23 protein-coding genes are annotated in these 26,582 nt (G+C 39.8%); 22 read left to right on the forward strand and 1 reads right to left on the reverse strand.

The features are described from left to right. Positions 1-181: 181 nt before the first annotated feature. On the forward strand, positions 182-1,390 hold the full coding sequence (locus Epro_RS01235) for a hypothetical protein (RefSeq protein WP_052569830.1): 1,209 nt from the start codon (positions 182-184) through the stop codon (positions 1,388-1,390). Positions 1,391-1,464: 74 nt separating this feature from the next. Here Epro_RS01235 and Epro_RS01240 read toward each other — a convergent pair whose 3' ends face one another. Further along, positions 1,465-3,441: a peptidase U32 family protein gene (locus Epro_RS01240; RefSeq protein ID WP_052569832.1), complete on the reverse strand. Its 1,977-nt coding sequence runs from the start codon at positions 3,439-3,441 to the stop codon at positions 1,465-1,467. Positions 3,442-3,506: 65 nt separating this feature from the next. Here Epro_RS01240 and Epro_RS01245 point away from each other — a divergent pair, with 65 nt between their 5' ends. The 21 genes from Epro_RS01245 to Epro_RS01345 all read left to right on the forward strand — a co-directional run bounded on the left by Epro_RS01245 (position 3,507) and on the right by Epro_RS01345 (position 26,481). After that, positions 3,507-4,469 (forward strand): ATP-dependent 6-phosphofructokinase, encoded by a 963-nt coding sequence (locus Epro_RS01245; RefSeq protein ID WP_052569834.1) that lies wholly within the window; start codon positions 3,507-3,509, stop codon positions 4,467-4,469. A gap of 25 nt (positions 4,470-4,494) precedes the next feature. After that, positions 4,495-5,643, forward strand: a complete 1,149-nt coding sequence (gene tyrS / locus Epro_RS01250) for a tyrosine--tRNA ligase (RefSeq protein ID WP_052569835.1) — start codon at positions 4,495-4,497, stop codon at positions 5,641-5,643. Between the two features lie 15 nt (positions 5,644-5,658). Continuing rightward, positions 5,659-6,264 carry a penicillin-binding protein activator LpoB gene (locus Epro_RS01255; RefSeq protein ID WP_052569837.1) on the forward strand — a complete coding sequence of 202 codons (606 nt, stop codon included), beginning with the start codon at positions 5,659-5,661 and terminating at the stop codon, positions 6,262-6,264. A gap of 5 nt (positions 6,265-6,269) precedes the next feature. Then, positions 6,270-7,721, forward strand: a complete 1,452-nt coding sequence (locus Epro_RS01260) for a COG3014 family protein (protein WP_052569838.1) — start codon at positions 6,270-6,272, stop codon at positions 7,719-7,721. A 132-nt stretch (positions 7,722-7,853) separates the two neighbouring features. Further along, positions 7,854-8,711: a sulfide/dihydroorotate dehydrogenase-like FAD/NAD-binding protein gene (locus Epro_RS01265; protein ID WP_052569840.1), complete on the forward strand. Its 858-nt coding sequence runs from the start codon at positions 7,854-7,856 to the stop codon at positions 8,709-8,711. Next, complete coding sequence (gltA, locus tag Epro_RS01270; RefSeq protein ID WP_052569841.1) at positions 8,696-10,111, forward strand: NADPH-dependent glutamate synthase; 1,416 nt, start codon at positions 8,696-8,698, stop codon at positions 10,109-10,111. The genes Epro_RS01265 and gltA overlap by 16 nt, the downstream gene beginning before the upstream one ends. Next, complete coding sequence (gene hydF / locus Epro_RS01275; protein ID WP_052569843.1) at positions 10,108-11,334, forward strand: [FeFe] hydrogenase H-cluster maturation GTPase HydF; 1,227 nt, start codon at positions 10,108-10,110, stop codon at positions 11,332-11,334. The genes gltA and hydF overlap by 4 nt, the downstream gene beginning before the upstream one ends. A 106-nt stretch (positions 11,335-11,440) precedes the next feature. Continuing rightward, positions 11,441-12,193 (forward strand): triose-phosphate isomerase, encoded by a 753-nt coding sequence (gene tpiA / locus Epro_RS01280; protein ID WP_052569844.1) that lies wholly within the window; start codon positions 11,441-11,443, stop codon positions 12,191-12,193. A 37-nt stretch (positions 12,194-12,230) separates the two neighbouring features. Further along, complete coding sequence (rpiB, locus tag Epro_RS01285; RefSeq protein WP_052569846.1) at positions 12,231-12,692, forward strand: ribose 5-phosphate isomerase B; 462 nt, start codon at positions 12,231-12,233, stop codon at positions 12,690-12,692. After that, positions 12,680-13,111, forward strand: a complete 432-nt coding sequence (locus tag Epro_RS01290; RefSeq protein ID WP_052569847.1) for a tetratricopeptide repeat protein — start codon at positions 12,680-12,682, stop codon at positions 13,109-13,111. Before rpiB ends, Epro_RS01290 begins: the two co-directional genes overlap by 13 nt. Continuing rightward, positions 13,111-13,719: a hypothetical protein gene (locus Epro_RS01295; RefSeq protein ID WP_052569849.1), complete on the forward strand. Its 609-nt coding sequence runs from the start codon at positions 13,111-13,113 to the stop codon at positions 13,717-13,719. The genes Epro_RS01290 and Epro_RS01295 overlap by 1 nt, the downstream gene beginning before the upstream one ends. Beyond that, positions 13,716-15,059, forward strand: a complete 1,344-nt coding sequence (locus Epro_RS01300; RefSeq protein ID WP_052569850.1) for a DUF4139 domain-containing protein — start codon at positions 13,716-13,718, stop codon at positions 15,057-15,059. Before Epro_RS01295 ends, Epro_RS01300 begins: the two co-directional genes overlap by 4 nt. 23 nt (positions 15,060-15,082) lie before the next feature. Next, the gene (locus Epro_RS01305) at positions 15,083-16,828 is read left to right on the forward strand and encodes a GAF domain-containing protein (RefSeq protein ID WP_052569851.1); all 1,746 of its coding nucleotides are present in this window, start codon (positions 15,083-15,085) and stop codon (positions 16,826-16,828) included. Positions 16,829-16,858: 30 nt separating this feature from the next. Further along, positions 16,859-17,686, forward strand: coding sequence for a transketolase (locus Epro_RS01310; protein ID WP_052569852.1), 828 nt, complete (start codon positions 16,859-16,861; stop codon positions 17,684-17,686). Positions 17,687-17,727: 41 nt separating this feature from the next. After that, positions 17,728-18,675, forward strand: a complete 948-nt coding sequence (locus Epro_RS01315) for a transketolase family protein (protein WP_052569854.1) — start codon at positions 17,728-17,730, stop codon at positions 18,673-18,675. A gap of 338 nt (positions 18,676-19,013) precedes the next feature. Next, a complete protein-coding gene (locus tag Epro_RS01320; RefSeq protein ID WP_052569856.1) occupies positions 19,014-20,195 on the forward strand; it encodes a phosphopentomutase in 1,182 nt (393 codons plus the stop codon). A gap of 56 nt (positions 20,196-20,251) precedes the next feature. After that, positions 20,252-21,055 carry a purine-nucleoside phosphorylase gene (locus tag Epro_RS01325; protein WP_052569858.1) on the forward strand — a complete coding sequence of 268 codons (804 nt, stop codon included), beginning with the start codon at positions 20,252-20,254 and terminating at the stop codon, positions 21,053-21,055. Next, on the forward strand, positions 21,052-22,359 hold the full coding sequence (locus Epro_RS01330; protein WP_052569860.1) for a thymidine phosphorylase: 1,308 nt from the start codon (positions 21,052-21,054) through the stop codon (positions 22,357-22,359). The genes Epro_RS01325 and Epro_RS01330 overlap by 4 nt, the downstream gene beginning before the upstream one ends. Continuing rightward, entirely contained in the window at positions 22,359-24,383 is a 2,025-nt protein-coding gene (recJ, locus tag Epro_RS01335; protein ID WP_052569862.1) for a single-stranded-DNA-specific exonuclease RecJ, read from the forward strand. The genes Epro_RS01330 and recJ overlap by 1 nt, the downstream gene beginning before the upstream one ends. Positions 24,384-24,416: 33 nt before the next feature. Continuing rightward, positions 24,417-24,800 carry a cytidine deaminase gene (cdd, locus tag Epro_RS01340; RefSeq protein ID WP_052569864.1) on the forward strand — a complete coding sequence of 128 codons (384 nt, stop codon included), beginning with the start codon at positions 24,417-24,419 and terminating at the stop codon, positions 24,798-24,800. A 13-nt stretch (positions 24,801-24,813) separates the two neighbouring features. Beyond that, positions 24,814-26,481: a Na/Pi cotransporter family protein gene (locus Epro_RS01345; RefSeq protein WP_052569867.1), complete on the forward strand. Its 1,668-nt coding sequence runs from the start codon at positions 24,814-24,816 to the stop codon at positions 26,479-26,481. Positions 26,482-26,582: the final 101 nt, after the last annotated feature.

Genomic DNA, 26,582 nt, shown 5'->3' on the forward strand with positions numbered 1-26,582 from the left:
AAATAATCATTGAAAAATAAAAGCGTTTTAACAAATATATTGACACGGGGGGGGGTATAAAAGCTATAATATCCGCGTTGTTGTAACTTCATAGCAAGGAGGTGAGACCGCTTTTACTTGTAACTACAGAAGCTTGTTTTGAAGTTGGCGTTGAGAAGTTAAAATTACAAAGGGGTAGGAAATGAAAAAACTTTTAGCATTGGCAGCAGTATTGGCTGTTTTCGCATCAGTTTCATCCGCACAGAATTTATCTCTTAAGAATTTCAAATTCTTTGGAGAAGGTCAGATTTTTGGAGCAAATAATACAAGTAAAGGCGCGATAATTTCTCCTGCCGTGAACAATCAGGGAGACATTAACGTTTTTTCAGTTCTCGGATTGACTTTTGACGTTGCAGACAACATTGGCGCTACAGTGGCTTTGGGATACGGCAGCACATGGGGAGCACAGTCATTGGACGGAGATAACCTTAACGGATATCTTAATACAATTAGAGTAGTTCAGGCAAATTTAACTGTTAATAAATTTGCTGATATTGACGGATTAAGCGCAACGTTCGGACGTCAGTTTTACGGTGAAGAAGACAGCTTTTCAGCATACTTCGGAGTTCGTCGTTTGAACGGTGATCAAATTGAAGCCATTACATCTCTTGATGCCGTAACTGTAGGGTATAAGAAAGATGGAATTTCGGCAAAAGCAATTTACGGACAGCTTGACAATGCCGACCATAGCGTTTACGGTTTGGACGTAAAAATTTCCAGCATTGCAGAAGGCGTTGACGCTCAAATTTACGTTTATGACGTAAATAATGATTATGCCAACAACGCCCCCACCCACGATGCAAGAGAATATGTATATGCCGGTATAAAGCCTACCGTTAAAATTAATGACTTGACTATAGCTGTAGAGTTTGCAAAAAGTTTTGCAGGCTACAAGGCTTTCTCAACTGATGTTGCAGACTACAGCTCAATGATTATCAAAGCTGACTTGGGTTATTCTGCAGATGATTTTGGCGCAAGATTAACATATTTCTCATTGCTTGAAAAAAATAAAGATTTTCTGTCTTTTGGAAACTATAATCCGGGACTTATCGGCGCCAACGACCTTGTCCAAGTATTTAATAGCCTAAATTTGATTGGATATAAGAACGTTCAAATTCTTAATGTGGGTTTTGACTATGCGTTAAACAAACAACTTGGTTTGAGCATTGACTATTTGCACTATACTCAAGCTCTTGAATTTGACGATGCTAACGGAGAATTAGACCTTACCGCTAACTATGCTTTGTCTGACAACGTTTCTTTATTTGGCGGAGTTGGAACATGGATTGCCAGCGATATTGACTTCTTTGAAATCAACACGCTTCAGGCAGGACTTAACTATAAATTCTAATATTTGAATTTGAATTTATAAAAATAAAAAGCCGGCGGAGAGATTAATCTCCGCCGGCTTTTGTTTGTAGCAGCTTATTTCAACTTTCTCTCAAAATTAAATTCAAAATCGTTTTGAAGCTGAATTTTGCCGGAATATGCGCCGAGCATGGTTTCAAAATAGGTTTTATTTGGTTTTATGTAAGATAAATCTATTATAAATTTTCTAATGCCCAACTTCTTTAGTTTTGATAATTTATTAAACAACATAACCGGATACTGCGGTAAAATTATTGTCTGCCCGTTTTTGTTTATAACTTTAAAATTATCTTTTTGCGATGAAAAATTTTCTTCCTGCCGCAAATCTTTATGAGGCGTCATTTTAGAAACCGCAAGCTGTGGAAACCCCGATAAGTAAAAAATTCCTTTGTCTGCTAAATTTTCTTTTGCCAAATCTGAAATATTGTAAAAATCATCTTCGTAACTGAAAACAAAATTTTCTATTTTGCGCTTAAACAAAAAATTTGCCGCAAAAGAATTCAACGAGTATAAAAACGCTCCGGCATTTAGTTTTGCCGCAGCCGGACTATTTTTAAAAAACCGGAAATGTCCGATGTTGTTTAGAAAGAAGGTTTTGTTTTTCAGTTTATCAATAGCCGCTTGAAATTGCGGCAAATCCGCTTCGTCAATAAAGGCGGGCAGTTCAAAATAATTTATGTTTTTTAACGCGTCAATTTTAGAGAGGTTTTGTTTAGCCAGTGAAAAAATAGCATTTGTATTACCTGATGGCTGTAATATGTTAAGCCAGTTTAAATCGTCAATTTTTACAAATAATTTTTCTTCGGATTTTGCTTTTGCGTGTTTTGGTTTTGGTATTTCTTTTTCTTTAATCTCAAAATTTTGTTTTTCTATTATGGCTTCGGAAGTTATTTTTTTTAGCTTTTCTTCAAACTTTCCGTCCAGAGTTTTAAATAATTCCATTCCTGTCTTTAAATCGGCGGAGTTTGTTTCTATTTCATAAGCGTTGCCTGTTTTATTTAAGTTTAAAATGTTTACTTTGAAATACTTGTCGTTTTTAGAATCTGCGGCTTTTAATGTGTCGCCGGAGTTTATTTGAACATCCGTTTTAACTTGTATTTTCCCGTTTTGAAATGATATTTTTCCAATATACGCGCCTATTTGTTTGGATGTTTGCGGCGCAAAAATGTCGTCTGATTTCTTTATAAAATTAAACGTTGTTTTTGCTCTTGCAAAATCTTGTTCCAAAAGCGCGCGGGCTTGGTTTGCGGTTTGAATGCCGTCGTCGCTTGCAAGCATTTTATAAGCTTTAACGGTTTTGTAAACGTATTGAGGGCTTTTCATTCTTCCTTCAATTTTTAACGATGAAACGCCGGATTGTTTTAACTCCCTTATATGCGCGGACAAATTTAAATCTTTGGGAGACATGTAAAAACCGCTTTTTGCGCCAATGTCATAACGCCGCCTGCACGGCTGCGCGCACATTCCGCGGTTTCCGCTTGCGCCGCCGATAAAACTTGACATTAAACAAACTCCGGAAACGCTAAAACACAGCGCTCCGTGAACAAAAACCTCAAGCTCTGCGTTTGTTTTTGAAGATATGCTTTTTATTTCCTGAAAAGATAATTCTCTTGCTAAAACTATTCTTTTAAATCCCGCTTTTTGCGCTTCTAAAACGCCGTAGCTGTTGTGTATTGCCGCTTGCGTGCTTGCGTGAAGCTTTAGCTGAGGAAAATATTGCTTAACAATATTTGCAACGCCTAAATCTTGCGCTATCACGGCGTCTGCGCCGCAGGAAGCTATAAAATTTATTTGTTTTATTGCGTCGGAAAGCTCTTTTTGTTTTATAAGAGTGTTGAGGGCAACGTAAACTTTAACGTTATTTTTACGGGCAAAATTAACGCAGTCGTAAAATTGCGAACGCGTAAAATTTTGCGCTTTGCTTCTGGCGCTGAAATTTTCAAGACCAAGATAAATTGCGTCGGCTTGCGCCGCGACTGCAGCAATAAACGTTTCTTTAGAGCCCGCCGGAGCTAAAATTTCTAAATTATTCATAAAATTATTATAGCAAAACGGTTCAAAAACTTATATAATTTAAAAAATATTAATCGGAGAAAGATATGGCAAAAAAAATAGGCATTATAACTTCCGGCGGAGACGCTCCCGGAATGAACGCCGCAGTAAGAGCGGTTGTCAGATACGGCATTTCTCTCGGATATCAAATGGTTGGCATAAGACGCGGGTTTAAAGGTCTTTTAGAGGACGATTTTGCAACGCTTACGCTTCGCAGCGTCAGCGGAATAATAAATACCGGCGGCACGTTTTTACATACCGGAAGATGTCCTGAAACAAAAACAAAAGCCGGAATGAACAGAGCCGTGCGGACAATAAAAGAATTAGACTTGTCCGGTCTTATAATAATCGGCGGAGACGGCTCTCTTGCCGCCGGAAACGCGCTTACAAAATTCGGCGTAAAAGTTGTAAACATTCCCGCATCTATAGACAACGATATTTACGGAACAGACGAAACCATAGGTTACGACACGGCGTTAAACACCGCGGTGGAAGCCATAGACAAAATAAGAGATACGGCGACAAGCCACGACAGAATTTTTGTCGTTGAAATTATGGGAAGAGAACACGGCTTTTTAACTTTAGACGTGGGCATTGCCGCAGGCTGCGAGTTTATAGTTGTTCCGGAAATGAAGCCAAACATGAAAAAACTTGCCTTAGAACTTACCAAAGGAAAAGAAAGAGGAAAAACTTCCGAAATTATAGCTTTTGCGGAAGGTTACGGCTGTTCCGACGATTTTGCCGACGAAATTGCAAAACTTACGGGGCTTGAAGTGCGCGTAAGCAATTTAGGATATATTCAGCGCGGCGGAAGACCTACCGCAAGAACGAGAATTTTAGCTTCAAAATTCGGAGTTGAAGCGATGAAACTTTTCCACGCCGGAAAATACAACAGACTTGTCGGCATAACAAACGGTAAAATTACGTCGGCGCCCATACAGAGCGTAATTAAACGCGAGAAAAAATTTAACGAAGCGGAATTTAAATTGTTGAGAACGCTTTCGGTATAAACGATATTCGGGAGTTAAGAAATTTATGACAGACGCGCTTGATAAAATTAGACGAGGCACAAACGAAATAATATCCGTTGACGAGCTTAAGAAAAAGCTTGCAAGCGGGAAAAAGTTGAGAGTAAAACTCGGCGTTGACCCGACCGCTCCGGATTTGCATCTTGGGCATACGGTTATTATCAATAAGCTTAAAACTTTTCAAGATTTGGGGCATCAGGTTGTTTTTTTAATCGGCGATTTTACGGCAAGTATCGGCGACCCGTCGGGGCGTTCCGAAACAAGACCAATGATGACCGACGAACAAATTGCCGCAAATATTAAAACTTACACCACGCAGGTTTTTAAAATTCTTGACGAAAGCAAAACCGAAGTTGTTTACAACAGCAAATGGTTAAACGAGCTGGGCATAAAGGGTTTGCTTGGGCTGGCGTCAAGAAATACCGTTGCGCAAATGCTTGTTAGAGACGATTTTGAAAAAAGATATAAAGAAGACAAACCCATAAGCATAGTTGAATTTATGTATCCTATGCTTCAGGCTTACGATTCCGTAGCGTTAAAAGCGGACGTTGAGCTTGGCGGAAACGACCAAAAATTTAATTTATTGCTTGGCAGAGACATGCAAAGAGATTACGGACAGGAAGCGCAGGTCGTTATCACAATGCCGCTTCTTGAGGGAACCGACGGCGTAAAAAAAATGTCAAAGTCTTACAATAATTATATAGCTTTAAACGACGCGCCAAAAGATATGTTTGGAAAAATAATGTCGGTTTCCGACGAGCTGATGTATAAATATTACGAACTTTTAACGCAGGCGGATTTAAAAACAATTAAAACTTTACATCCTAAAGAAGCAAAAATAGCCTTGGCTTTGGAAATTACCGAAAGGTATCACGGCAAAGTTGAAGCGCAAAAAGCCAAAGAAGAGTTTGAAAAAGTTTTTGCAAAAAAAGATATTCCCGACGATATTGAAGAGTTTAAAATTAATTTGGCAATAAAACTTGCGGATTTGCTCGTTAATAGCGGTATGGTTTCAAGCAAAAACGAAGCCAGGCGTTTAATTGAGCAGGGCGGGGTTAAAATAGATTCGCAAAAAGTTTCGCAGGACGTTGAAATTAAACCCGGGAAATCTTTCATTTTGCAGGCGGGAAAAAGAAAGTTTAAAAAAATAGTCTAAATTAAGGAGATGAAAATGAATTTTAAAAAAGCTGTCGCGTTTGTTTTTGCAGGTGTTGTCGCATTGTCTCTTGCGTCATGTTCCTCAACAAAAGTTACAAGAGTAGATTCCGGCGAAGTAATTGATTTAAGCGGAAATTGGAACGATACGGATTCTCAGCAGGTTTCGCAGGAAATGATAACGGAATCTCTTACGTATCCGTGGTATGCGCAGTTTGCCGCCGAACATAAAAGCGTAAAACCAAGAGTTATTATAGGGTCAGTATTAAATAAAACCGAAGAACATATTTCTACGGAAACTTTTATAAAAGATCTTGAAAGAAACCTTATAAATAACGGCAAAGTAACTTTTGTCGCCTCAAAAGATCAGAGAGAAGAAATTAGAGCCGAAAGAGCCGATCAGGCTGTAAACTCTAAAAACGCAAAAAAGCAGCAGAACGAATCCGCCGCGGATTTTATGCTTAAAGGGCAGATAAATTCTATTTTTGACTCCAACGGAAAAGATAAACTTAAATACTATCAGGTTGAGCTTGAAATTATAGATATGGAATCAAACGAAACCGTATGGGTAGGTCAGAAAAAAATAAAAAAAGTGATATCTAAATCTTCGTATAAATCTTAAACTAAATGTTAAAAGGTTTTTTTAAAACCATAAAAGCGCATTCGCCGGTTACAGCGTTATTGTTTATTTCAATAATGTTTATCTTTGGCGGGTGCGCTTCCAATATGACGTCTTATTATTCCGATTTAAGAAAAGTTATAGATAAGCAAGATTACGCCGCCGCGGCAAAACTTGTGGATAAATCAAAAAGCGTTTACGGCGACAAAAATATTCTTCTCTATTATCTTGACTACGGAACAGTTCAGCATTTTGCCCGCAATTTTGACCAAAGCAGCAAAAGTTTTGAAAGCGCAAAAAATAAGTTTGAAGAAAATTACACAAAAAGTATTTCCGCCGGCGCTGCGTCTATGGTTTTTAACGATACCGCTTTGCCGTATTACGGGGAAGATTTTGAAAGAGTTTACATATCGGTTTTTGAATCTTTAAATTACGTTTTGTCCGGCGAAGATAACGAATCTGTGGTAGAAGCCCGCCAAACAGATTCGCTTTTTAAAACTTTCGGCGCGCAGTCAAATTATAAAAATTTTTATAAAGACGACGGATTTATAAGATACTTTATGGGTCTTATTTATGAAAACGCGGGTTATTTAAACGACGCGCATATTTCATACTACGCGGCTCTTAAAGCGTATAAAAACGGCGTTGTAAAAATAGCGCCGCCGCAAGATTTGATAAACGACGCGTATAATTCCGCTTTAGCTTTGGGTTTTAGCGACAGGGCCGCAGAAATAAAATCGTCTTATCCGCAGGCTGTAAAAAAGAATGCGCCTAAAGGTTACGGCGAGTGCATAATTATAGATTACAACGGTTTTATTCCAAAAAAAATAGACAACGTCATAGAGTTTGCGTTTTTTGATATATGGCCTTACGTAAGCCAGACAAAAATTGACGACGAAGCGGAAGCTAAAGAATTTCAGACGGCAAAATCCGTTACGTTATCGGCTTTTGCGAAAGATTACGTTAAAGTCGCTTTTCCCGTTTATCAGGATATTCCGAACGAAATTAAAAATTTTATAGTTGTTACCGATGTTGTTGCAGATGACGGTCGCGTGAAAAAATCTTATATGGCGCAGGACATGTCGGCGCTTGCAAAAAAAGTTCTTGACGATCAAAAAGCAAAAACTTACGTAAAAACTCTTGCAAGAGCCGCGGTAAAATATGTAACCGGCAAAGCGGTTTCAAAGGTTGTCCAAGACAGCACTTCTTCCGAAGGCTGGGGCGCTTTAACTCAAATAGTTTTTAACGTTGCGAACTCTCTTTCCGAAACGGCAGACAAAAGAGGCTGGAACACGCTGCCCGCAAATATTCTTATGTCGCGCTTCTATTTGCCGGAAGGCGAAAATAAAATAACAATAAAATTCAGAAATGCCGATGCGGAAATTGTTGAAGAAAGAGAATTTGTTGTAAATATAAATTCCGAAAGAAAAAATTTTATTTATTTAAGAAGCGGGAAATAACGGCAATTAGTAATGAGCAATTGTTGTGTTGCGCAAAGCGCAACTTATAATAGATTTTGCTTCGCAAAATACATAAATTACTAATTACTCATTGCTAATTAATAACTGTCGTTTTTGTGGTATAATAAAAAAATGTTTAAAATCGTAAGCAGAGAAGTTGTCGGTCCAAATTTAATAAGTTTAAGAATTTATGCTCCTCAAATTGCCGAAAGCGCAAGGGCGGGGCAATTTGTGATATTTAGGATAGACGAGTTCGGCGAAAGAGTTCCTTTAACTATCGCCGGCGCAGACGCGCAGACAGGGCTTGTGCGAATTATTTTTCAAACCATCGGAAAAACTACTTTTAAACTTGCGCTGCTAAACGCAGGCGATTGCATAAGAGATTTTGCAGGACCTTTCGGAACGCCTACGGAAATAAAAAAATACGGCGTTGTTGCCGCGGTAGCAGGCGGAGTGGGCGCAGCCGAAGTTCTTCCCGTTATAAACGCGTTAAAGCAGTCTGAAAATAAGGTTATAGCCATAACGGGCGCAAGGTGTAAAGATTTGCTTATTCTTGAAGAAGAAATAAAAGCCGCAAGCGACGAATTTTTAGTTTCCACAAACGACGGCAGCTGCGGTGTGAGGGGAATTGTAACGGACGTCCTTAAAAACGTTTTCAATTCGCAAAAAATAGATATGGTTTACGCCATAGGCCCTGTGCCCATGATGCAGGCTGTTGCGGATATAACGAAAGAAAAAAATATAAAAACGCTCGTCTCTTTAAACCCTATAATGGTTGACGGCACGGGCATGTGCGGTTCGTGCAGGGTAACCGTTGGCGGTAAAACAAAGTTTGTATGCGTTGACGGGCCGGAGTTTGACGGGCATCTTATAAACTGGAACGAACTTATTTCAAGACTTGCGCTTTTTAAAGACGCTGAAAAAACCGCGCTTGAAGAGTTTAAAAAAAGCGGACAACATCATCCGGAGTGCAAATGCCGCCAAGAATAAAAATGCCCGAAAGGGCGCCCGACATAAGAAATAAAGATTTTAAACAGGTAAATACCGGCTACACGGCGGAAGAATCTGTTGCCGAAGCCAAAAGGTGTTTGCAATGCCCAAATTCGTCGTGCGTTAAAGGTTGTCCGGTAGAAATAAATATTCCCGGGTTTATTAAAAAACTTGCCGAAGGAAATGCCCCGGCAGCCATAGAAATTTTAAAGGAAAAAAATAATCTTCCCGCTGTTTGCGGACGCGTTTGTCCTCAGGAAACGCAATGCGAAAAACATTGCATACTTGCCAAAAAAGGCGAAAGCATAGCCATAGGAAATTTGGAAAGATACGCCGCGGACTTTAAACTGCAAAGCTTGCCGCATTGCAGCGGCGAAGCCGCGAAGGCAGAGAAAAATTCTCAATTCTCAACTCTCAATTCTAAATTGCCGTTAAAAGTTGCCGTCGTCGGTTCCGGCCCTGCGGGGCTTGCTTGCGCGGGAGATTTGGCTAAACTCGGTTATGATGTTACTGTGTTTGAATCGCTGCATGATACAGGCGGAGTTTTGCGTTACGGAATTCCTGAATTCAGACTTCCTAAAAAAGTTTTAGATTCGGAAATAGATTATCTGAAAAATCTCGGCGTTCGGTTTGTTTTGAATACTTTAATAGGAAGAACAAAAACGGTTAAAAGGCTTTTTGACGAAGGATATAAGGCGGTTTTTGTAGGCGTAGGCGCCGGGCTTCCCATATTTTTGGGAGTTGAAGGCGAAAATTTAAATCACGTATATTCCGCTAACGAATTTTTAGTGCGCGTAAATTTAATGCGCGCTTATGAATTTCCAAAATATGATACGCCTGTTTATAAAGGCAAAAACGTTGTAGTTGTCGGCGGGGGAAATACCGCTATGGATTCCGCAAGAACGGCTCTTCGTCTTGGCGCGCAAAGCGTTAAGCTTGTTTACAGAAGATCCGAAAACGAAATGCCGGCAAGGCTTGAAGAAAGAATTCACGCAAAAGAAGAAGGCGTTGAATTTATAACTCTTACAAACCCCGTAAAGTTTATAGCCGGTCAAAATCGCTGCGTTGCAGGCGCAGAATGCGTTAAAATGGAACTTGGCGAACCGGATGCGTCCGGAAGAAGACGTCCGAAAAAAATTGAAAACTCAAATTTTATAATAGAAAGCGATATGGTTGTTTTGGCTTTAGGGCTTAACCCCAACCCCGTGCTTGCGTCTCTTACCGACGGGTTAAATACCGATAAAGACGGATACATTGAAATAGACGAAAATTTTATGACTTCGCTTAACGGCGTTTTTGCCGGCGGAGATATAGCCGGCGGCGACACGGTTATCCAAGCCATGGGAATGGGCAAAAAATCAGCAAAAAACATTCACGAATATTTGCAAAGGTTTTTATGAAAGCTCTAACAATTCAAATAGGCATATTCGGCAAAACAAACGTCGGCAAATCTTCGCTTATGAACTTTATGACAAACCAAAGCGCGTCTATAGTTTCTGAGATTGCCGGCACTACTACCGACGTTGTCTGGAAAAATATGGAGCTTAATCCTTTAGGTCCGGTAACGCTTTTTGATACGGCGGGCATTGACGATAAATCCGTGCTTGGCGGCGCAAGAATAGAAAAAACGCAGAGAGCTTTTGACTCGTCGGACGTAGTTATTTTAATGTGCGAAGCGGATAGATTTGATAACTTTGAAGAAGAAATTATTAAAGAAGCGCAAAAAAGAAATACTCCCGTAATAGTTGTTATAAGTAAGACGGATTTAAAAACTCCCGACGATAAATTTATAGAAAAAATACAAAAATACGCTACCGGCATTTTATTTTTTTCCGCGTTAACTTCAAACAGAGATAATTTTCTCAACGCTTTAAAAAAAATTCTTGTTGACGCGCTTCCCGAGAATTTTATTGAAAATTATCTGTCGTTAAGAAATATTGTAAAAAAAGACGATACGGTTGTTTTGGTTATGCCCATTGATTTGGGCGCTCCAAAAGGCAAAATTATTATGCCGCAAATTCAGACGACAAGACATATTTTAGATTTAAACGCCTGCGCTTACACCGTGCAAGACAGCGAATATAAAACCGCGTTAAATAATCTTAAAACAAAACCGGTTCTTGCAATAACGGATTCTCAAGCCGTAAAAAAAGTTGCCGCCGATACTCCGACGGATATTAAACTTACAACCTTCTCAACTATTTATGCAGCGGATAAATCCGACATTGTTGAAATGGCAAAAGGCGCGGCGGTTATTAACAATCTTAAAACCGGAGATAAAGTTTTAATTTCCGAAGCCTGCACGCACCACGCGTCCGCCGACGATATAGGCAGAGTAAAAATTCCAAAATGGCTTAATGAATTTACAAGGCAAAATATTGAAATAAAATACGTTCACGGGCAGGATTATCCCTCAAATTTGAAAGATTATAAACTTATTATACATTGCGGCGCGTGCACGTTAAACAGAAAAGGCATGCTTGCGCGGTTAAATAAAGCCGCAGAAGCCGGCGTTCCCATAACAAATTACGGCATCGCGATATCTGTTTTCCACGGAGTAATAGAAAAAGTTCTTGAAGTTTTCCCCGAAGCGCTTAAAGCTTACAAAGACAGCGTTAAGTAATATTAACTTCACTCTTCAAATCCCGCTCTTTTTTCATTGAAAAACAGCTTGAAATCTGATAGAATTTCACAATAACAAATACACAATATTAAAGGAGAATTTTTGTATGAGAAAACCGTTAATGGCAGGAAATTGGAAGATGAACAAAACCATAGGCGAAGCTGTAACTGTGCTTAAAGCGCTTAAGTCTTCGGTTGCGGATGTTACCGACGTTGAAATTTTAATTTGCCCGGTTTTTACGGCATTGTCCGCGGCAGCCGCAGAAGTTAAAGGGTCTAACATAAATATAGGCGCGCAAAATCTTTTCTGGGAACCTAAAGGCGCGTTCACCGGCGAAATTTCTCCGGCGATGGTAAAAGATACCGGTTCCGCTTATGTCATTATAGGGCATTCCGAAAGAAGACAGTATTTCGGGGAAACCGATGAAACCGTAAATAAAAAAACTAAAGCGGCGTTCGGTGCAGGGCTTATTCCTGTTGTTTGCGTCGGCGAAACGCTTAAAGAAAGAGAAGACAATATAACTTTTAAAGTAATAGAAAAGCAGGTTCGCGACGGTTTGAAAGAACTGACTGCCGAGCAGGCTGCGGCGGCGGTTATAGCTTATGAGCCGGTATGGGCAATAGGCACGGGAAAAACAGCCTCGCCGGATCAGGCGCAGGAAGTTCACGCGTTTATAAGAAAAATTTATTCCGAAATTTATAAAGACGCGGCGCAGAAAACAAGAATTCTCTACGGCGGTTCCGTAAATCCGAAAAACGTTTCGGAGCTTATGAAACAACCGGATATTGACGGCGGGCTCGTCGGCGGAGCAAGTCTTGAAGCAGATTCTTTCGCGCAGCTTGTAAAATACAGCAAGTAATATAAGCGGTAAAAAAATTCAACACAAGGAAATTTATATGGCGGAAATAAAAAAACTTGCTTTCGGAACGGATCACGCCGCGGCGGCTGTGCGCAATACAGTCCGCGAATACTTGTTAAGTTTAGGTTACGAAGTTGAAGATTTCGGTTACGACGGAGAAGGCAGCTGCGATTATCCTGATTTTGCGGTTAAAGTGGCGCAGTCCGTTCGCGATAAAAAAGCCGATAAAGGCGTGCTTATCTGCGGAACAGGAATAGGCATGTCTATTGCGGCAAACAAAGTTAAAGGCGTAATAGCCGCTCCGTGCTGGGACGAAGATACGGCAAAACTTGCTGCGCAGCATAACGGCGCCGACATTTTATGTCTCGGCTCAAGAACCGCAACCGTAAACGAAATATGTTCTCGTATAAAAACATTTTTAAGCACGGAGTTTGAACCCAGACACGCAAAAAGAATAGAAAAAATAAAAGAAATAGAAAATAAACAATGTTCAAAATAAAAAAGTCGTTGTCGGTATTATTTTTTTTAGGCATATCTGTTTCTGCCGCTTTTGCCGGCGCCGCCGAGCTTGAAAAAGCTTTGTCGTTGTTGAATGAAAATAAAACGGATGCGGCGATAGAAATAATTAAAGGGCAGATTCAGGCAAATCCGAATATAAGCGACAACTATCTTGCAATGGGTCTTGCGCAGATAGAAAAAAACGATTACTCCGGAGCAAAAGAAAATTTTCAGCAGGCTCTTAGTATAAATAAAAAAATAGTTGCGGCGCATTATATGCTGGCTATGATTTATGAAAAAGACGGCGATGCCCCGCAGGCAATAGACAAGTGGCAAAAAATAATTAAATACTCAAAAAACGACGTTTTGAAAGATTTGGCGAAAAAGCATATAAAACAGCTTCAAGAGGAAATTAAATAATGAAAAAACTTTCTCTTGCGGCTGTTTTTTTTATTTTTTTGTCGGCGTGCGCGGCAAACAGAGCCGTAGTTAAAAGCGATTATAATTTTTCAGCGGTTAAAGTTATCAGCGTCGGAAATTTTACCGCCGATGCGGCGTATCCATCTTCAGGAAACGCCGTTAAAAATTCAGTTATGAAATATCTGCTTGCAATGGGCTATACTGTTGTTGCAAATAATAAAACTAAAGCGGACGCCGTGGTTTCGGGAAGCGTTACAACTTATCTTCCCAATAAAAAATATTTAGTCCGCATGCCTGATTATGAAAAAATTAATAATCATCACGGGCAAACGGTAATTTACGGCGGCGCCGATATTATGGAAGTCGGCGGATCAAACGTTTACGATTTAGGGACAGCTTTTGGTCTTGGCGAAGACAACAGAGTTATAGCAAGCAATGCCACCGTAGGAATTTCAGCGTATATGACGGACGCCGAAACAGGCGAAGTCGTGTGGTCTGACTCTTACACTTACGAGGGGCTTGATTTGTCTTCAGCTCTTGACGGAGCTGTAAAATATATACTTAAAACGATACCTAAAGTTTCAATACAACAGGAGGGCAGCAAATGAAGAAACGGTTTATATGCGCGTTATCCTTATTGGCTTTTGCAGGGCAGACCGCGTTTGCGGATGTTGCAATAACAATTTATAACAATAACAGAGCGCTTGTTAAAGAAACCAGAGAAGTTTCAATAAAAGAAGGCGTTCAAACTCTTGAATTTGACGACGTAGCCGCATACGTTGACCCTACAAGCGTTTTGCCTAAATTTTTAAAAGACGCGTCTAAAATAGAAATTTTAGAACAGAATTATGATTATGATTTGGTAAGCAAAAATAAACTTCTCAGCAAATATATCGGCAAAACAATAAGCGTTATCAGAGCTTCCGACGATAAAAGACCTAATATAAGCAGCGGAACTTTGTTGTCCGTCAACGGCGGCATAGTAGTGCGCTCGGGAAGTAAAATTATTTTAGAACCTCAGGGCGAAATATCTCTTCCGCAGCTTCCCGACGGTTTAAGATTAAAACCTACTCTTACGTGGCTTGTTTCAAGTTCCATAGATACCGAAAATGTTTTAGACGTGTCGTATCAAACAAGCGGCATAAGCTGGAATGCGGATTATGTTTTAGCTGTTGACGATAAAGAAACTTTTGCCGATATTACCGGCTGGGTAACAATAAATAATCAGAGCGGAACTTCTTACGACGACGCAAAGCTTAAACTTATTGCCGGTGACGTTAATACCGTAAGCGCTGCGCCGTTGAAGTCTTTGAGATATGAGCAAAAAGATAAAGTCGCCGACAATGAAGCGGCTTTCGGCGAGAAATCTTTTTATGAATATCACATGTATGAGCTTAAGAGAAAAAGCACTATAAAAGAAAACGAAATAAAACAAATAGAGTTTATTTCGGCAAATAAAATTCCCGTCAAAAAAACTCTTGTTTTTAACGCAGCCGACAGCGATAACGTTACGGTAAATCTTGAATTTGTAAATTCCGCCGCAAATAATTTAGGACTTCCTTTGCCTAAAGGAAAGATAAGAGTTTCAAAATACGACGCGGATTCTCTTGAATTTGTGGGCGAAGATTTAATAGACCATACGGCAAAAGACGCCGCTGTAACGGTTCTAACCGGGAATTCTTTTGACGTGAAGGGCGAAAGAATAAGAACTAATTACAAATCCGGCTCAAGCAGTTCCGAAGAAAGTTATAAAATAACGTTGAAAAATTCAAAAGACGCCGACGTTACGGTAAACGTTGTTGAAATTATGCAGGGTTATTCTCAGTGGAAAATTACGGATAACTCCGCTAAATTTGAAAAGAAAGATTCTCATCGCATAGAATTTTTAATGAAAGTTCCGGCAAACTCCGAAAGCGTTGTAACGTATACCGTAAAATATAACTGGTAACAAAAATTTTTTAAGCCGGTATAATGACAAAATTTATAACCAGATATTCATTGATTTCTTTTTTAATTTTTGCGGCTGCCGCTTTTGTTTGGCTTGTCGGCGCTTATTTTTTGTTTTATTCCGGGCTTAAAAGTTCTTTCGCATCTTACGTAAACGGAGTGGAAATAAAAATTGCTTCTCCGCAAAATAAATTGTCCGATTTATCAAAAGAACGTTTAAAAACAGTTTTTGCCGATTTGGATAAAAGCAGAAATATCGTAACGTATTCTTTCACAAATCGCGACAGAAGCAAACATTATTACGAAGGCAAAAGAAAAAGAGACGCAATTTTTTGGGGACTTAACGTTACGTATCCGGTAGAGATAAAAGAAGAAATTGTCGGCTGGATAAAAATATGGCCGTCTCCGGAACTTGCCATAACGCTTTTGCTTGCGGAAAAAAATCTTTTGCTGCTTGGCGGTTTGTTTTTATTTTTGCTTTTTGCGGCGTTGTTTGCGTTTAATTCTGCGCTTTATTTAAAATTTATCCGTCCTTGCGGAAAAATTAAAGCCGCCATAAGAAATATTGCCGACGGGAAAGGCGAAAACTTTAGCGTAACGGGAGTTTACTGGCAGGAAGCACGCGTAGATTTAAATAAAATAAACGCAAAGTTAACGGATGCCGACGCAAACCTTGACGCTCTTTTCCAAGTTTCAAAAGCGCTTACGTCTAAATTTGACATAAATCATGTTTTCTCAACTATACTTTCAACAATATGCAAAAAAAATCAGTTTTCAATGAGCGCCGTATTTTTACCGTCTGAAAGCGGAATTTTAAAAATAGCGTCTAAATGCGGATATCCGCACGAATTTAAGAAAAGCTTTAATATACACGAGACAAACCCCGTTACGGATGCGTTTAACGGCTCCAAAATGACCTCGGTAAAAAATTTAAGTCTTTACGGGGAAAAATTTTCTAAAGAGTTTGTTTGCGCGGGAGCTGTTGCGCAAATAAATACTCCTATAACCGACGAAAACGGAAATGCGCTTGGGGTTTTAAACGTAAGCAGCGCTTCGGAGGATATTTTCGGCGCGGATGTTGCCGACGCAATAGCTACGGCGGTAAACTATCTTTCTTTGGCATTGCGTAATTTAAAAATGTATGAGAAAATTTACGATGATAACAGAAAACTTGAATCTGAAGTTAATATTACTTCTACCGAGCTTATACATACAAACGCAAGACTTATAAGAAAAGTCAGAGACATTAAAGCTTTGTCGGATATATCGGAATTTGCTTCCGCACGGTTTGATTTATGCGAGATATCTGATTTTATAATAAAAGAAGCAATAAAACTTTCAGGCGTTGAGTCTGCCGGATTTCTTATGGAAAATTCAAATGCAGGGGATTTTTCTTTTATAAAAGGCGCATTTTCCATAGAAGATTCAAAAATTTCATCAATAGTTTTGTCGTGTAAAAACTCAGAAATTATAAAAGAAATTAAAGAGAAAAAACAAACGCTTGTTTTTACCAACAATGCTCAGCTTAAGCAAAGAGCTCCCGAGTTTGAACGGATACTTCCGATGTCGTCGGCTGTTTTTATTCCGGTGGTAAGCAACGCTAAAGTTTCGGGAATTATGATTTGCATAAATAAATTCGGTTCGGAATTTTCCGATAACGATATAAGCATACTTGAACATATTGCCGTTTTGTTTGCCGCGATAGCGGAAAAAATAAATATCTATGCGGCTCTTGAGAAAAAAGTGGAAGAGCTGTCCGCAAAGAAATAAAATTTTTAATATATATTTAAGGAGCTGGAAATGGAAACTGCTGATTTAAAAAAGACGGCGGCTGAAGTAAGAAAAGACATTATTAAAATGCTCGGGCTTTCGGGTTCCGGACATCCGGGAGGAAGTTTGTCGTCGGTGGAACTTCTTGTATCTTTGTATTTTAACCACATTAATTATAACCCTAAAGACGCTAACGACCCGAAAAGAGATTATTTCATTTTATCTAAAGGGCACGTATGTCCCGTTTTATACGCGGTTTTGGCGCAGCTTGAATGCATACCTAAAAACGAGCTTTGCACGTTAAGAAAAGCCGGCAGCAGACTTCAGGGGCACCCCGCTAAAGATAAAGAACTTCCGGGAATAGAAATTTCCACCGGCTCTTTGGGCTATGGACTATCCATAGCCGCAGGCGCGGCGGTTGGAATAAAACGAGCGGGCAAAAGCAACAGAGTTTACGTTTTAATGGGCGACGGCGAGCAGCAGGAAGGAAGCGTTTGGGAAGCGGCAATGTCGGCGGCTCATTTCAAACTTGATAATTTATGCGCCGTTGTTGACGATAACGGTTTGCAGATAGACGGACCCACAAAAGAAATTATGAACGTTGTCCCTTTGGCGGATAAATATAAATCTTTCGGTTGGAATGTTATTGAGATAAACGGACACAATTTTGACGAGATAGACGCGGCTTACGTGGCGGCAAAAAAAACATCCGGCAAACCTACCGTTATAATAGCTAAAACCGTGAAAGGCAAAGGCGTTTCTTTTATGGAAAATCTTGCCGAGTGGCACGGTAAGGTTCCGTCTAAAGAGCAGGTTGAAAAAGCTCTTGCGGAAATAGATAACTCGCTTAAAAATTAACGCGTTAAAATTAAAATATAAAACTATACGAGGGTAATATAATGGTTGAAGTGTTTGGTAAAAAAGCTACGAGGTTTGGTTTTGGAGAAGCGCTCATAGAACTTGGAAAAAAAGACCCTAAAATTTTTGTTTTGGGCGCAGATACCGCCGCGTCTGTTGCTGTAAGCGGTTTTGGGCAGCAGTTTCCCGAAAGATTTATTAACGTGGGCATTGCAGAAACGAATATGCTTGGCATGGCGGCGGGTTTAGCTGTCGCAGGATATATTCCTTTTGCAGCCACTTACGGAGTTTTTGCCGCGGGCAGACCGTGGGAACAGATAAGAACCACTATTTGCTATTCTGATTTAAACGTTAAAATAGGCGGTTCTCACTCCGGGCTTATGGTTGGTCCCGACGGAGCAACTCATCAGGCGTTGGAAGAAATAGCTATTATGCGCGTTCTTCCTAAAATGAAAGTTGTAGTTCCGTGCGATTTTATAGAAACAAAAAAAGCCACGGTTGCAGGAGCATATGTGCCAGGCCCGCTTTACATAAGATACGGCAGAGAAAATACTCCTATAATAACAAAAGAAGAAACTCCTTTTGAAATAGGAAAAGCAAACGTTTTGCGCGACGGCAAAGATGTCGCTATTATGGCATGCGGAACTATGGTTTACGAGGCTCTTATGGCTGCCGATATATTAGAGAAAAAAGGAATAAACGCCAGAGTTATAAATATGCATACGGTAAAACCTATAGACGAGCAGGCTATTATAAAAGCCGCAAAAGAATGCGGCGCAATAGTTACCGCCGAGGAACATCAGTTAATGGCCGGTTTTGGTTCTGCCGTTGCGGAAGCAGTCGTTAAAAATTATCCCGTTCCGATGGAATTTGTCGGCGTAAACGACAGATTCGGAGAATCGGGCGAACCTTTTGATTTAATGATAAAATACGGTTTAAAAGACGTAAACATTGCAGCCGCCGCAGAAAAAGTTTTAAAAAGAAAATAAAACGGCAAAGCAAAAGGCAAAGTGAAAAGTGACACGAAGTGTCATCCCGGAATGTCTTAATCCGGGATCCAAGTTTGCTAAATATTATACATGTTCATTAAAGTGAAAAGTGGGAAGTGAAATTAACTACAAAGACCATAGACTACAAAGTGAAAAGTGACACGAAGTGTCATCCCGTAATGTTGTTTATAAGAAGTTCTTCCACAGCAGCCTGCACCGTAGTGTCTAAATACGGTGGGATCCAAGTTTACTAAATATTAGATGTATTCATTATATCTTTAAAAGTTAAAAGTGAAATTAACGATAACGGCAAACTATAGTTTAGTTCAAGGAAATAAATGATAAACAGAATAATTTTAATTGTTTTAGACAGCGCGGGGGTTGGCGCGCTTCCCGATGCGGCGCAGTATAACGACGCCGGCACAAATACTATCGGGCATATCTTAGATGTTATGGGCGCGGATTTTTCGCTTCCTTATCTTGAAAAGCTTGGGCTTTATAAAATACTCGGCAGAAATTCTTTAAACGGCAAAAATAAATTTATTTCAGGCTGTTACGGAAAAATGGCTACAAAGTCTCCGGCAAAAGATACGACGGCGGGACATTGGGAACTTTCCGGCATAGTGCTTCAAAAACCTTTTCCGGTTTATCCGAACGGTTTTCCCAAAGACGTTATTGAAGAATTTGAAAAGCGAATAGGCACAAAAATTCTCGGCAATTACAGCGCATCGGGAACGGAAATAATAAAAGAGCTCGGCGCGCAGCATCAAAAAACGGGATACCCTATAGTTTACACGTCGGCGGATTCTGTTTTTCAAATTGCCGCTCACGAAGAAACTTTCGGTTTGGAAAAGTTATATAAAATATGCGAAATAGCCAGAGAAATTCTTACCGGCGATAATGCCGTAGGCAGAGTTATTGCAAGACCTTTTATAGGCTCTAAAGGCGACTATGTAAGAACCACAAACAGAAAAGATTACTCCGTAGATCCCGTTGACGCGACAGTTTTAGACGAAATAACAAACTCCGGCGGAACGGTTTGCGCAATAGGTAAAATTTCAGATATATTTAACGGGCGTGGCATTACAAAATCCGTCCGTACAAAAGGGAATTTAAGCGGCATACAAGCTACGATTGACGAGATAAAAGCGCCGTATAAAGGCAAAAAACTTATTTTTACAAATCTTGTGGATTTTGACATGCTTTGGGGTCACAGAAGAGACGTTTATTCTTACGCAAAAGCTCTGAAAGATTTTGACAATTCTCTTGCGGAAATTATTTCGGCTCTTAAAGACGACGATGTTATTATGATAACGGCAGACCACGGGTGCGACCCTGCGTATAAAGTTCACACAGACCACACGCGCGAATATGTGCCGCTGATGGTTTTTGGAAAAACGTTAAAAGACGGCGTAGATCTCGGCGTGCACGCTACTCTTGCCGACGCGGCGCAAACAACGGCGGATTTTTTTAATCTTCCGAAAATGAAAAACGGAACGTCTTTTAAAGACAGCTTATAGTTTACGCTCGCTTTGAAAACTGATTTCTAAATTCTAATTTTGCTAAGGCCGGACTTATGAACACGCTTCAAAAAATTGCGCGAAGTAAAAAAATAATAGAAAAAACCGTTTTAGGTTTTAAACCTGAAGCTGCGATAATTACAGGCTCCGGCTTTTCGGGTATAAAAAATAAATTCACCGTTGTAAAAACTCTTCCTTATTCAAAAATTCCTTTTTTTCCTAAAACAACCGTAGCAGGACACCCCGGAGAAATAAATTTCTGTTCTTATAAATCAAAAAACGTTTTAATTTTTAACGGGCGCTTTCATCTTTACGAGGGTTTTAAACCTGAAGAAATAATTTATCCCGTAAGAGTCGCCAAAGCGCTTGAAATAAAAAGTTTAATTATTACATGCGCCGTAGGCGGTTTAAATAAAAAATATAAAACCGGCGATATTGTAATTATAAAAGATCAAATTAATTTTACAGGGGAAAATCCTTTCTGCGGCGCGCATTTTGACGGCTTTGGGGAAAGATTTCCCGACGTAAGCGCTATATACGATAAAGATTTAAGAAAAAAAGCGTTGTCGTCGGCAAAAAAGTTTAAAATAAGAGTTCATGAGGGCGTATATTTAGGAGTAACCGGTTCCGCTTACGAAACTCCGGCAGAAGTTAAAGCATACGTTAAGCTCGGCGGAGACATAATTGGAATGTCAGTTGTTTTTGAAGCGGCGGCAGCCGCGCAAACGCATATGAAAGTTTTAGGTTTGTCGTCTGTATCCGACGCGGCGGGAACTTCGGCAAAGCATGACGAGGTATTAAAAAGCGTTGATGAAAATGTTAATGATATTGCAAAAATAGTTCAAGAGTGCCTTTTATGAGAGCATACGATATAATTTATAAAAAAAGAAATAACGGCGCTCTTTCAAAAGAAGAGGTTGAATTTTTAGTATTCAATTACAATAACGGTGAAATTCCGGATTATCAAATGTCGGCTTTTTTAATGGCTGTTTGTTTTACGGGGATGACTGACGATGAGATTTTTTATCTTACGTCAGCCATGATAAATTCCGGAGATGTAATAGATTTATCGTCTTACGGAAAACTTACCGCCGACAAACATTCTACGGGCGGCGTCGGCGACGGAACGTCTCTTATAGCGGCTCCTATAGCTGCGTCTGCGGGAGTAATTGTTCCCATGATGGCGGGCAGGTCTCTTGGGCACACGGGCGGAACTCTTGATAAGCTTGAATCTATACCGGGCTTTAGAACAGACGCTTCAAAAAAAGATTTTTTTGAATATTTGGATTTTGCGGGAGCGGCAATTATCGGACAAACGCAGGAAATAGTTCCGGCGGATAAAAAAATATACGCTTTGCGCGACGCTACGGCAACGGTTGAATCTATACCTTTAATATGTTCAAGCATAATGTCTAAAAAAATTGCCGAAGGCGCAAAATCGCTTGTATTAGACGTTAAATGCGGCGGCGGCGCGTTTATGAAAAATTTGAAAGATGCTAAAACTCTTGCCTCAAAGATGGTTGAAACAGGAAAAAAATTCGGCAAAAATATTTTCACATTTGTTACGGATATGAATACGCCGCTTGGCAGCTGCATAGGAAACGCTTTGGAAGTAAAACAGGCGATTGAAATTTTAAAAGGCAATTTAAGAAACGATTTGTCTGAACTTTCCATAGAGCTTTCCGGAGCGATGATTTTCAGCGCAGGACTTGCGCTATCCGTAGAAGCCGCTAAAGATATCGCGCAAAAGCAAATATCGTCGGGAAAAGCGATTGAAAAATTCAGACAGATTATAAAAACGCAGGGCGGAAATTCTAAGGTTATTGACTCGCCTGATTCCGTGCTGCCTAAGGCGTCGCGCAGCGTAAAAATTAAAACCGCAAAAAGCGGATTTATATCTCAAATGTTTGCAAGAGATTTGGCAATAGCTTCCGCGCTTTGCGGGGCGGGAAGAGAGAAAAAAGAAGATAAAATAGATTATTCCGCCGGAATAATACTTCACAAAAAAGTTTCCGATTTTGTAAAAGAGGGCGAAGTTTTGGCGGAACTTTTATATAACAATTCGGATAAAACTGAAGAAGCGGCGCAAGTAGCGCAAAACGCTTACGTAATATCGGACGTCGCGCCGGCTAAACATAATTTAATAAAGGAAGTTCTTTTCTGATGGTTTTAGAAAATGAAAAAAACTGGAAATTGCCGAAAGAAAATTTCGCGGCAATTTCCGAAATAGCGCAAAAACTTAACATTAACGCTAAAATAGCGTCGGTGCTCTTTAACAGAGGCATTGATACTTTTTATAAAATGAAAGTTTTTCTTTTCGGCGGGCTTGAAACTCTTCACAATCCGTTTTTGTTTGAAGACATACGCATAGCCGTTGAGAGAATAAAAAAAGCCGTGGACGCGCGCGAGAAAATTCTTGTTTACGGAGACCGCGACGTTGACGGTATTACCGCGGTTAATATTATAGTAAATACCGTAAAAGCTCTCGGAGGCATAACGGAATGGTATGTGCCTGCCGACGAAGGTTACGGAATACATAAAGATATTTTAAGCAAATACGCTTCCGACGGCGTTAAACTTCTTATAACCGTAGATTGCGGGATTTCTGCTTTTGATGAAATTGAATATGCCAAAACTTTAGGCATGGATGTAATTCTTACCGACCATCACGAACCTCCGTATGAGGGCGTTCCTAAAGCTTTGGCTGTAATAGACCCTAAAACTTACGATTCTAAATATCCGTTTAAAGATATTGCGGGCTGCGTTGTGGCTTTAAAAACTATGCAGGCGCTTATTTTTTCTTACGCAAAAGATTACGATAAAGATATTCTTTTGTGTCACGGAGAAAACAACGCTTCGGGGTTTTCGGGCGAATATATTTTGGTTCGCAACGGGCTTGAGTCGGAAAAAAAATATTTTGTCAGCGAGCAGGAATTAAGGCGTATCATAAGGGATTCTTACAGAGCGTATTTTGACAACAAAGAGCTTAAAGATTTTTTTGTAAAAAACGACGCGCTTTTAAACGATAAAATAACCGTTTTTGACTGCTTGGGAGTTGAGAATGTTTTTGAAGCTTACAAAGTTAAAAGGTTTTCGGACGACGAAAAATTAAGTAAATTTTTCAGGGATAATTTAGACCTATGCGCTCTCGGCACAATAGCGGATTCAATGCCTCTTACCGGCGAGAACAGAACTATAGTAAGAGAAGGTTTGAAAATTCTTGACGCCGCGCCCGACGCAAAACCGGGCTTGGGTCTTTTGATAGAGGACACGTTAACTTCTAAAAATTTAAAAACGCTTAACGCAAGAGTTGTGTCGTGGAACATTACTCCGGTGCTTAATTCTTCCGGAAGAATGGGGCGCGGCTCTCTTTCCGCGCAGTTTTTAATGACGAGAGATTTATTTCAGGCTAAAAATCTTTATGCGGATATTGTTAAACTTAACGAGGACAGAAAAGGTTTGCAGTCTGAAAATATTGAGCGCTTTAACACTCTTTTAACGCAGCAGTGCAATCCCAAAGACGATAAAGTTTTAATAATAGACGCTTCAAATATGGAACACGGCGTTACCGGTATTGTGGCGTCGCAAATGGTGAAAACTTATTTAAAGCCGGCGTTTCTTCTTATTACCAACGGAGCCGAAGCTACGGGCGCCGCAAGATCCGTTGAAGGCTTTGACATAGTTGCGGCTTTAGAGAGCGTGAAAGATATTCTTGTTAAATACGGCGGACATTCGCAGGCTGCCGGTTTTACCGTGGAGCATTCTAAAATAGGCGAATTTAAAAGAAGAATTTATGAATACGCCGATAAAAATTTTAACTGTTCGTCTAAAAAAGACGAAATAATAATAGAGAGCGAGCTTAAAATTTCAGACATAAGCGCAGACTTTTTTAAACAGCTTGAAATTTTAGAACCTTTCGGCATGGGCAACGTTCGCCCTGTTTTTTGGATAAGGGGTTTAAGCGCTACGGAAGTTTCTGTTTTTGGCGTTAGAAACGAGCATCTGCGTTTTAAGGTTTCCCATAAAGGTTCTAAAAATGTTCAGGCGGTTTTTTGGAATAACGCGGATTTTGCAAATTTTGTGCGCGCGGAAAATCTTATGGATATAGTTTTTAATCTTGACGTTATAGGCAAAGACGATAAAGAAAAAGTTCAGCTGAACGTTATAGATATAAAATCATCTTATTAACGGCAGATAATAAATAACGGGTAAAAGGTAAAAATGGAAAAACAATATATTAAACTTTTGAACGCTGCGAAAGAGGCTGCTGAAAATTCTTATTCGCCTTATTCTAAATTTGCAGTAGGCGCCGCCGTGCTTACAAAAAAGGGGAAAATTTACAAAGGCGCAAACATTGAAAATGCTTCTTATTCGCTTACAAGCTGTGCGGAGAGGAATGCTTTGTATAACGCCGTTTCCGACGGAGCAAAAGATATTGCGGCCGTTGCGGTATGGACGCGCCGCGGAGAAACTTTTCCGTGCGGAGCGTGCCGTCAGGTTATTTTAGAACTTGCCGCAAACGCCGACGTTATTGTAAATAAAAAATCCGGCGGAATTATTATTATAAATATTGCCGACTTGCTTCCGTGCGCGTTTACAAAATAGGTAAAACTTTTCTATGACCTACTCCCAAATTATTTTAATTATTATCAATCTTTCAGGCGGGCTTGCGCTTTTGCTTTTTGCTATGTTCTATATAAACAACGCGTTGCAAAAAGCGGCCGGCGAAAAATTCAGAACCGTTCTTACTTCTTTTGCGTCTTCAAAAACAAGAGGGGTTTTTTCGGGAATTTTTCTTACGTCTTTAAATCAGTCAAGCACAGCGACGATGTTTTTATCCATGGGGCTTGTCGGCGCAGGGCTTCTTTCTTTCGGACAGTTTATGGCTGTGTCGCTTGGCGCGTCTATAGGCTCTACGGTTACCGGTCAGCTTGTGGCTTTCAAACTTGCGGATTATTCTTTGGCAATAGTTGCTGCGGGATATGCTCTTTCGTTTTTTACTAAAGGTAAGAAAATATCGCAGCTTGGCGACGTAATATTTGCGTTCGGCATTTTATTTTTTGCAATGAAACTTATGTCCGACGGACTTTTTCCTCTGTCAGGACATCCTGTTTTTTTAGATTTTATCGAACGCGCGCATTCTCCGTTTATAGGCATTGCCGCGGGTGTTTTAATAACCGTTATTATGCAGTCCAGCGGCGCGGTAGCGGGAATGGTTATAGCGCTTGCGTCGTCTAATGTGTTGGATTTAAATCAGGCGGTTTACATGATGTTAGGCTCGCAGCTTGGCACGTGCGCAACCGTTATTTTAGCTTCGTTTAAACTGCCCAGAACGCAAAAAAGAACGATAATTTGGCAAATATTGCAGCATGTTTTGGCAATAATTTTTGTGTTTCCGTTTCTTGAAATTATAAAAGCGGGCGCGTCGGACGGCGCGTGGTTTGTTTTTATAAAATGGGTTACTAAAACTTTTTTTCTCTCTGAAAATATAGCAAGACAAGTTGCCGTTTCGCATACGTTGGTTGCTGTTTTTGCGGCGGTAATTATGATTCCTTTGTTAAAATATTTTGAGAAATTTATATTTATTTTATATCCCTTTAAAAATCAGGAAATAGCTTTCGGAACGGTTTATATAGACTCAAAAAATATTGAAAAAAATACCGATAAAGCTTTAGAACTTACAAAATTAGAAATACGCAGAACGGGTGAATTTGTTTTAGATATGCTCAATTCTTCCGTCAAGGCGTTTAAAACTAATCGCATAAATTTTGCCCAAAATGTTTCGTCTAAAAGTTTTAAAATAGAAATTCTCGCAAAAGAAATAGCGCCTTATATAGCCAAAACAGGGCAGAGAAAATTAAATCCGCAGCAGTCTGAAAGAGAGATAGAACTGCTGTCGGTTTTGTCGTCTTTCGGGGAGATAGCGGAAATTATTGACAGAAATTTAATGTATATAGCTAAAAAGAAAATAGGCGGATATTTGAAGTTTTCAGACGACGGGCTTGAAGATATTGCAAGAATTCACGCCGTAGTTTACGATAACTCGGCGAAAGTTTTAACGGCTTTTACTTCGGACGATAAACCTTTGGCTCTTGAAGCCGCAAACGCTAAAGCGTCCGTGCGTATTTTGGCTACGCAGTTAAGACAAAAACATATAGCGCGCCTTCATGCAAATTTAAAAGAATCTATTGAAACGTCGGTGCTGCATATGGATGTTTTAGACCAGTACGAAAGAATAAATTCTATTATGTCAAATATCGGCTCTCTTATTGCCGGCGGAGAATAGAATTATTTTATTGTATTGCCATTTTGGATGACAGGCTGAGCAAGGAAGAGTAAAACATAGCACAACTTTGTCATGCTGACTTGGGTCATTGACCCTTGTTT

It is taken from the genome of Endomicrobium proavitum (assembly GCF_001027545.1).
In the GTDB taxonomy this organism is placed as follows: Bacteria; Elusimicrobiota; Endomicrobiia; order Endomicrobiales; family Endomicrobiaceae; genus Endomicrobium; species Endomicrobium proavitum.

Bases quoted from the DNA above. Each gene is read 5' to 3' on its own strand.
- Epro_RS01235 (WP_052569830.1), top strand. From the start codon at position 182: ATGAAAAAACTTTTAGCATTGGCAGCAGTATTGGCTGTTTTCGCATCA.
- Epro_RS01240 (WP_052569832.1), bottom strand. From the start codon at position 3,441: ATGAATAATTTAGAAATTTTAGCTCCGGCGGGCTCTAAAGAAACGTTT.
- Epro_RS01245 (WP_052569834.1), top strand. From the start codon at position 3,507: ATGGCAAAAAAAATAGGCATTATAACTTCCGGCGGAGACGCTCCCGGA.
- tyrS (WP_052569835.1), top strand. From the start codon at position 4,495: ATGACAGACGCGCTTGATAAAATTAGACGAGGCACAAACGAAATAATA.
- Epro_RS01255 (WP_052569837.1), top strand. From the start codon at position 5,659: ATGAATTTTAAAAAAGCTGTCGCGTTTGTTTTTGCAGGTGTTGTCGCA.
- Epro_RS01260 (WP_052569838.1), top strand. From the start codon at position 6,270: ATGTTAAAAGGTTTTTTTAAAACCATAAAAGCGCATTCGCCGGTTACA.
- Epro_RS01265 (WP_052569840.1), top strand. From the start codon at position 7,854: ATGTTTAAAATCGTAAGCAGAGAAGTTGTCGGTCCAAATTTAATAAGT.
- gltA (WP_052569841.1), top strand. From the start codon at position 8,696: ATGCCGCCAAGAATAAAAATGCCCGAAAGGGCGCCCGACATAAGAAAT.
- hydF (WP_052569843.1), top strand. From the start codon at position 10,108: ATGAAAGCTCTAACAATTCAAATAGGCATATTCGGCAAAACAAACGTC.
- tpiA (WP_052569844.1), top strand. From the start codon at position 11,441: ATGAGAAAACCGTTAATGGCAGGAAATTGGAAGATGAACAAAACCATA.
- rpiB (WP_052569846.1), top strand. From the start codon at position 12,231: ATGGCGGAAATAAAAAAACTTGCTTTCGGAACGGATCACGCCGCGGCG.
- Epro_RS01290 (WP_052569847.1), top strand. From the start codon at position 12,680: ATGTTCAAAATAAAAAAGTCGTTGTCGGTATTATTTTTTTTAGGCATA.
- Epro_RS01295 (WP_052569849.1), top strand. From the start codon at position 13,111: ATGAAAAAACTTTCTCTTGCGGCTGTTTTTTTTATTTTTTTGTCGGCG.
- Epro_RS01300 (WP_052569850.1), top strand. From the start codon at position 13,716: ATGAAGAAACGGTTTATATGCGCGTTATCCTTATTGGCTTTTGCAGGG.
- Epro_RS01305 (WP_052569851.1), top strand. From the start codon at position 15,083: ATGACAAAATTTATAACCAGATATTCATTGATTTCTTTTTTAATTTTT.
- Epro_RS01310 (WP_052569852.1), top strand. From the start codon at position 16,859: ATGGAAACTGCTGATTTAAAAAAGACGGCGGCTGAAGTAAGAAAAGAC.
- Epro_RS01315 (WP_052569854.1), top strand. From the start codon at position 17,728: ATGGTTGAAGTGTTTGGTAAAAAAGCTACGAGGTTTGGTTTTGGAGAA.
- Epro_RS01320 (WP_052569856.1), top strand. From the start codon at position 19,014: ATGATAAACAGAATAATTTTAATTGTTTTAGACAGCGCGGGGGTTGGC.
- Epro_RS01325 (WP_052569858.1), top strand. From the start codon at position 20,252: ATGAACACGCTTCAAAAAATTGCGCGAAGTAAAAAAATAATAGAAAAA.
- Epro_RS01330 (WP_052569860.1), top strand. From the start codon at position 21,052: ATGAGAGCATACGATATAATTTATAAAAAAAGAAATAACGGCGCTCTT.
- recJ (WP_052569862.1), top strand. From the start codon at position 22,359: ATGGTTTTAGAAAATGAAAAAAACTGGAAATTGCCGAAAGAAAATTTC.
- cdd (WP_052569864.1), top strand. From the start codon at position 24,417: ATGGAAAAACAATATATTAAACTTTTGAACGCTGCGAAAGAGGCTGCT.
- Epro_RS01345 (WP_052569867.1), top strand. From the start codon at position 24,814: ATGACCTACTCCCAAATTATTTTAATTATTATCAATCTTTCAGGCGGG.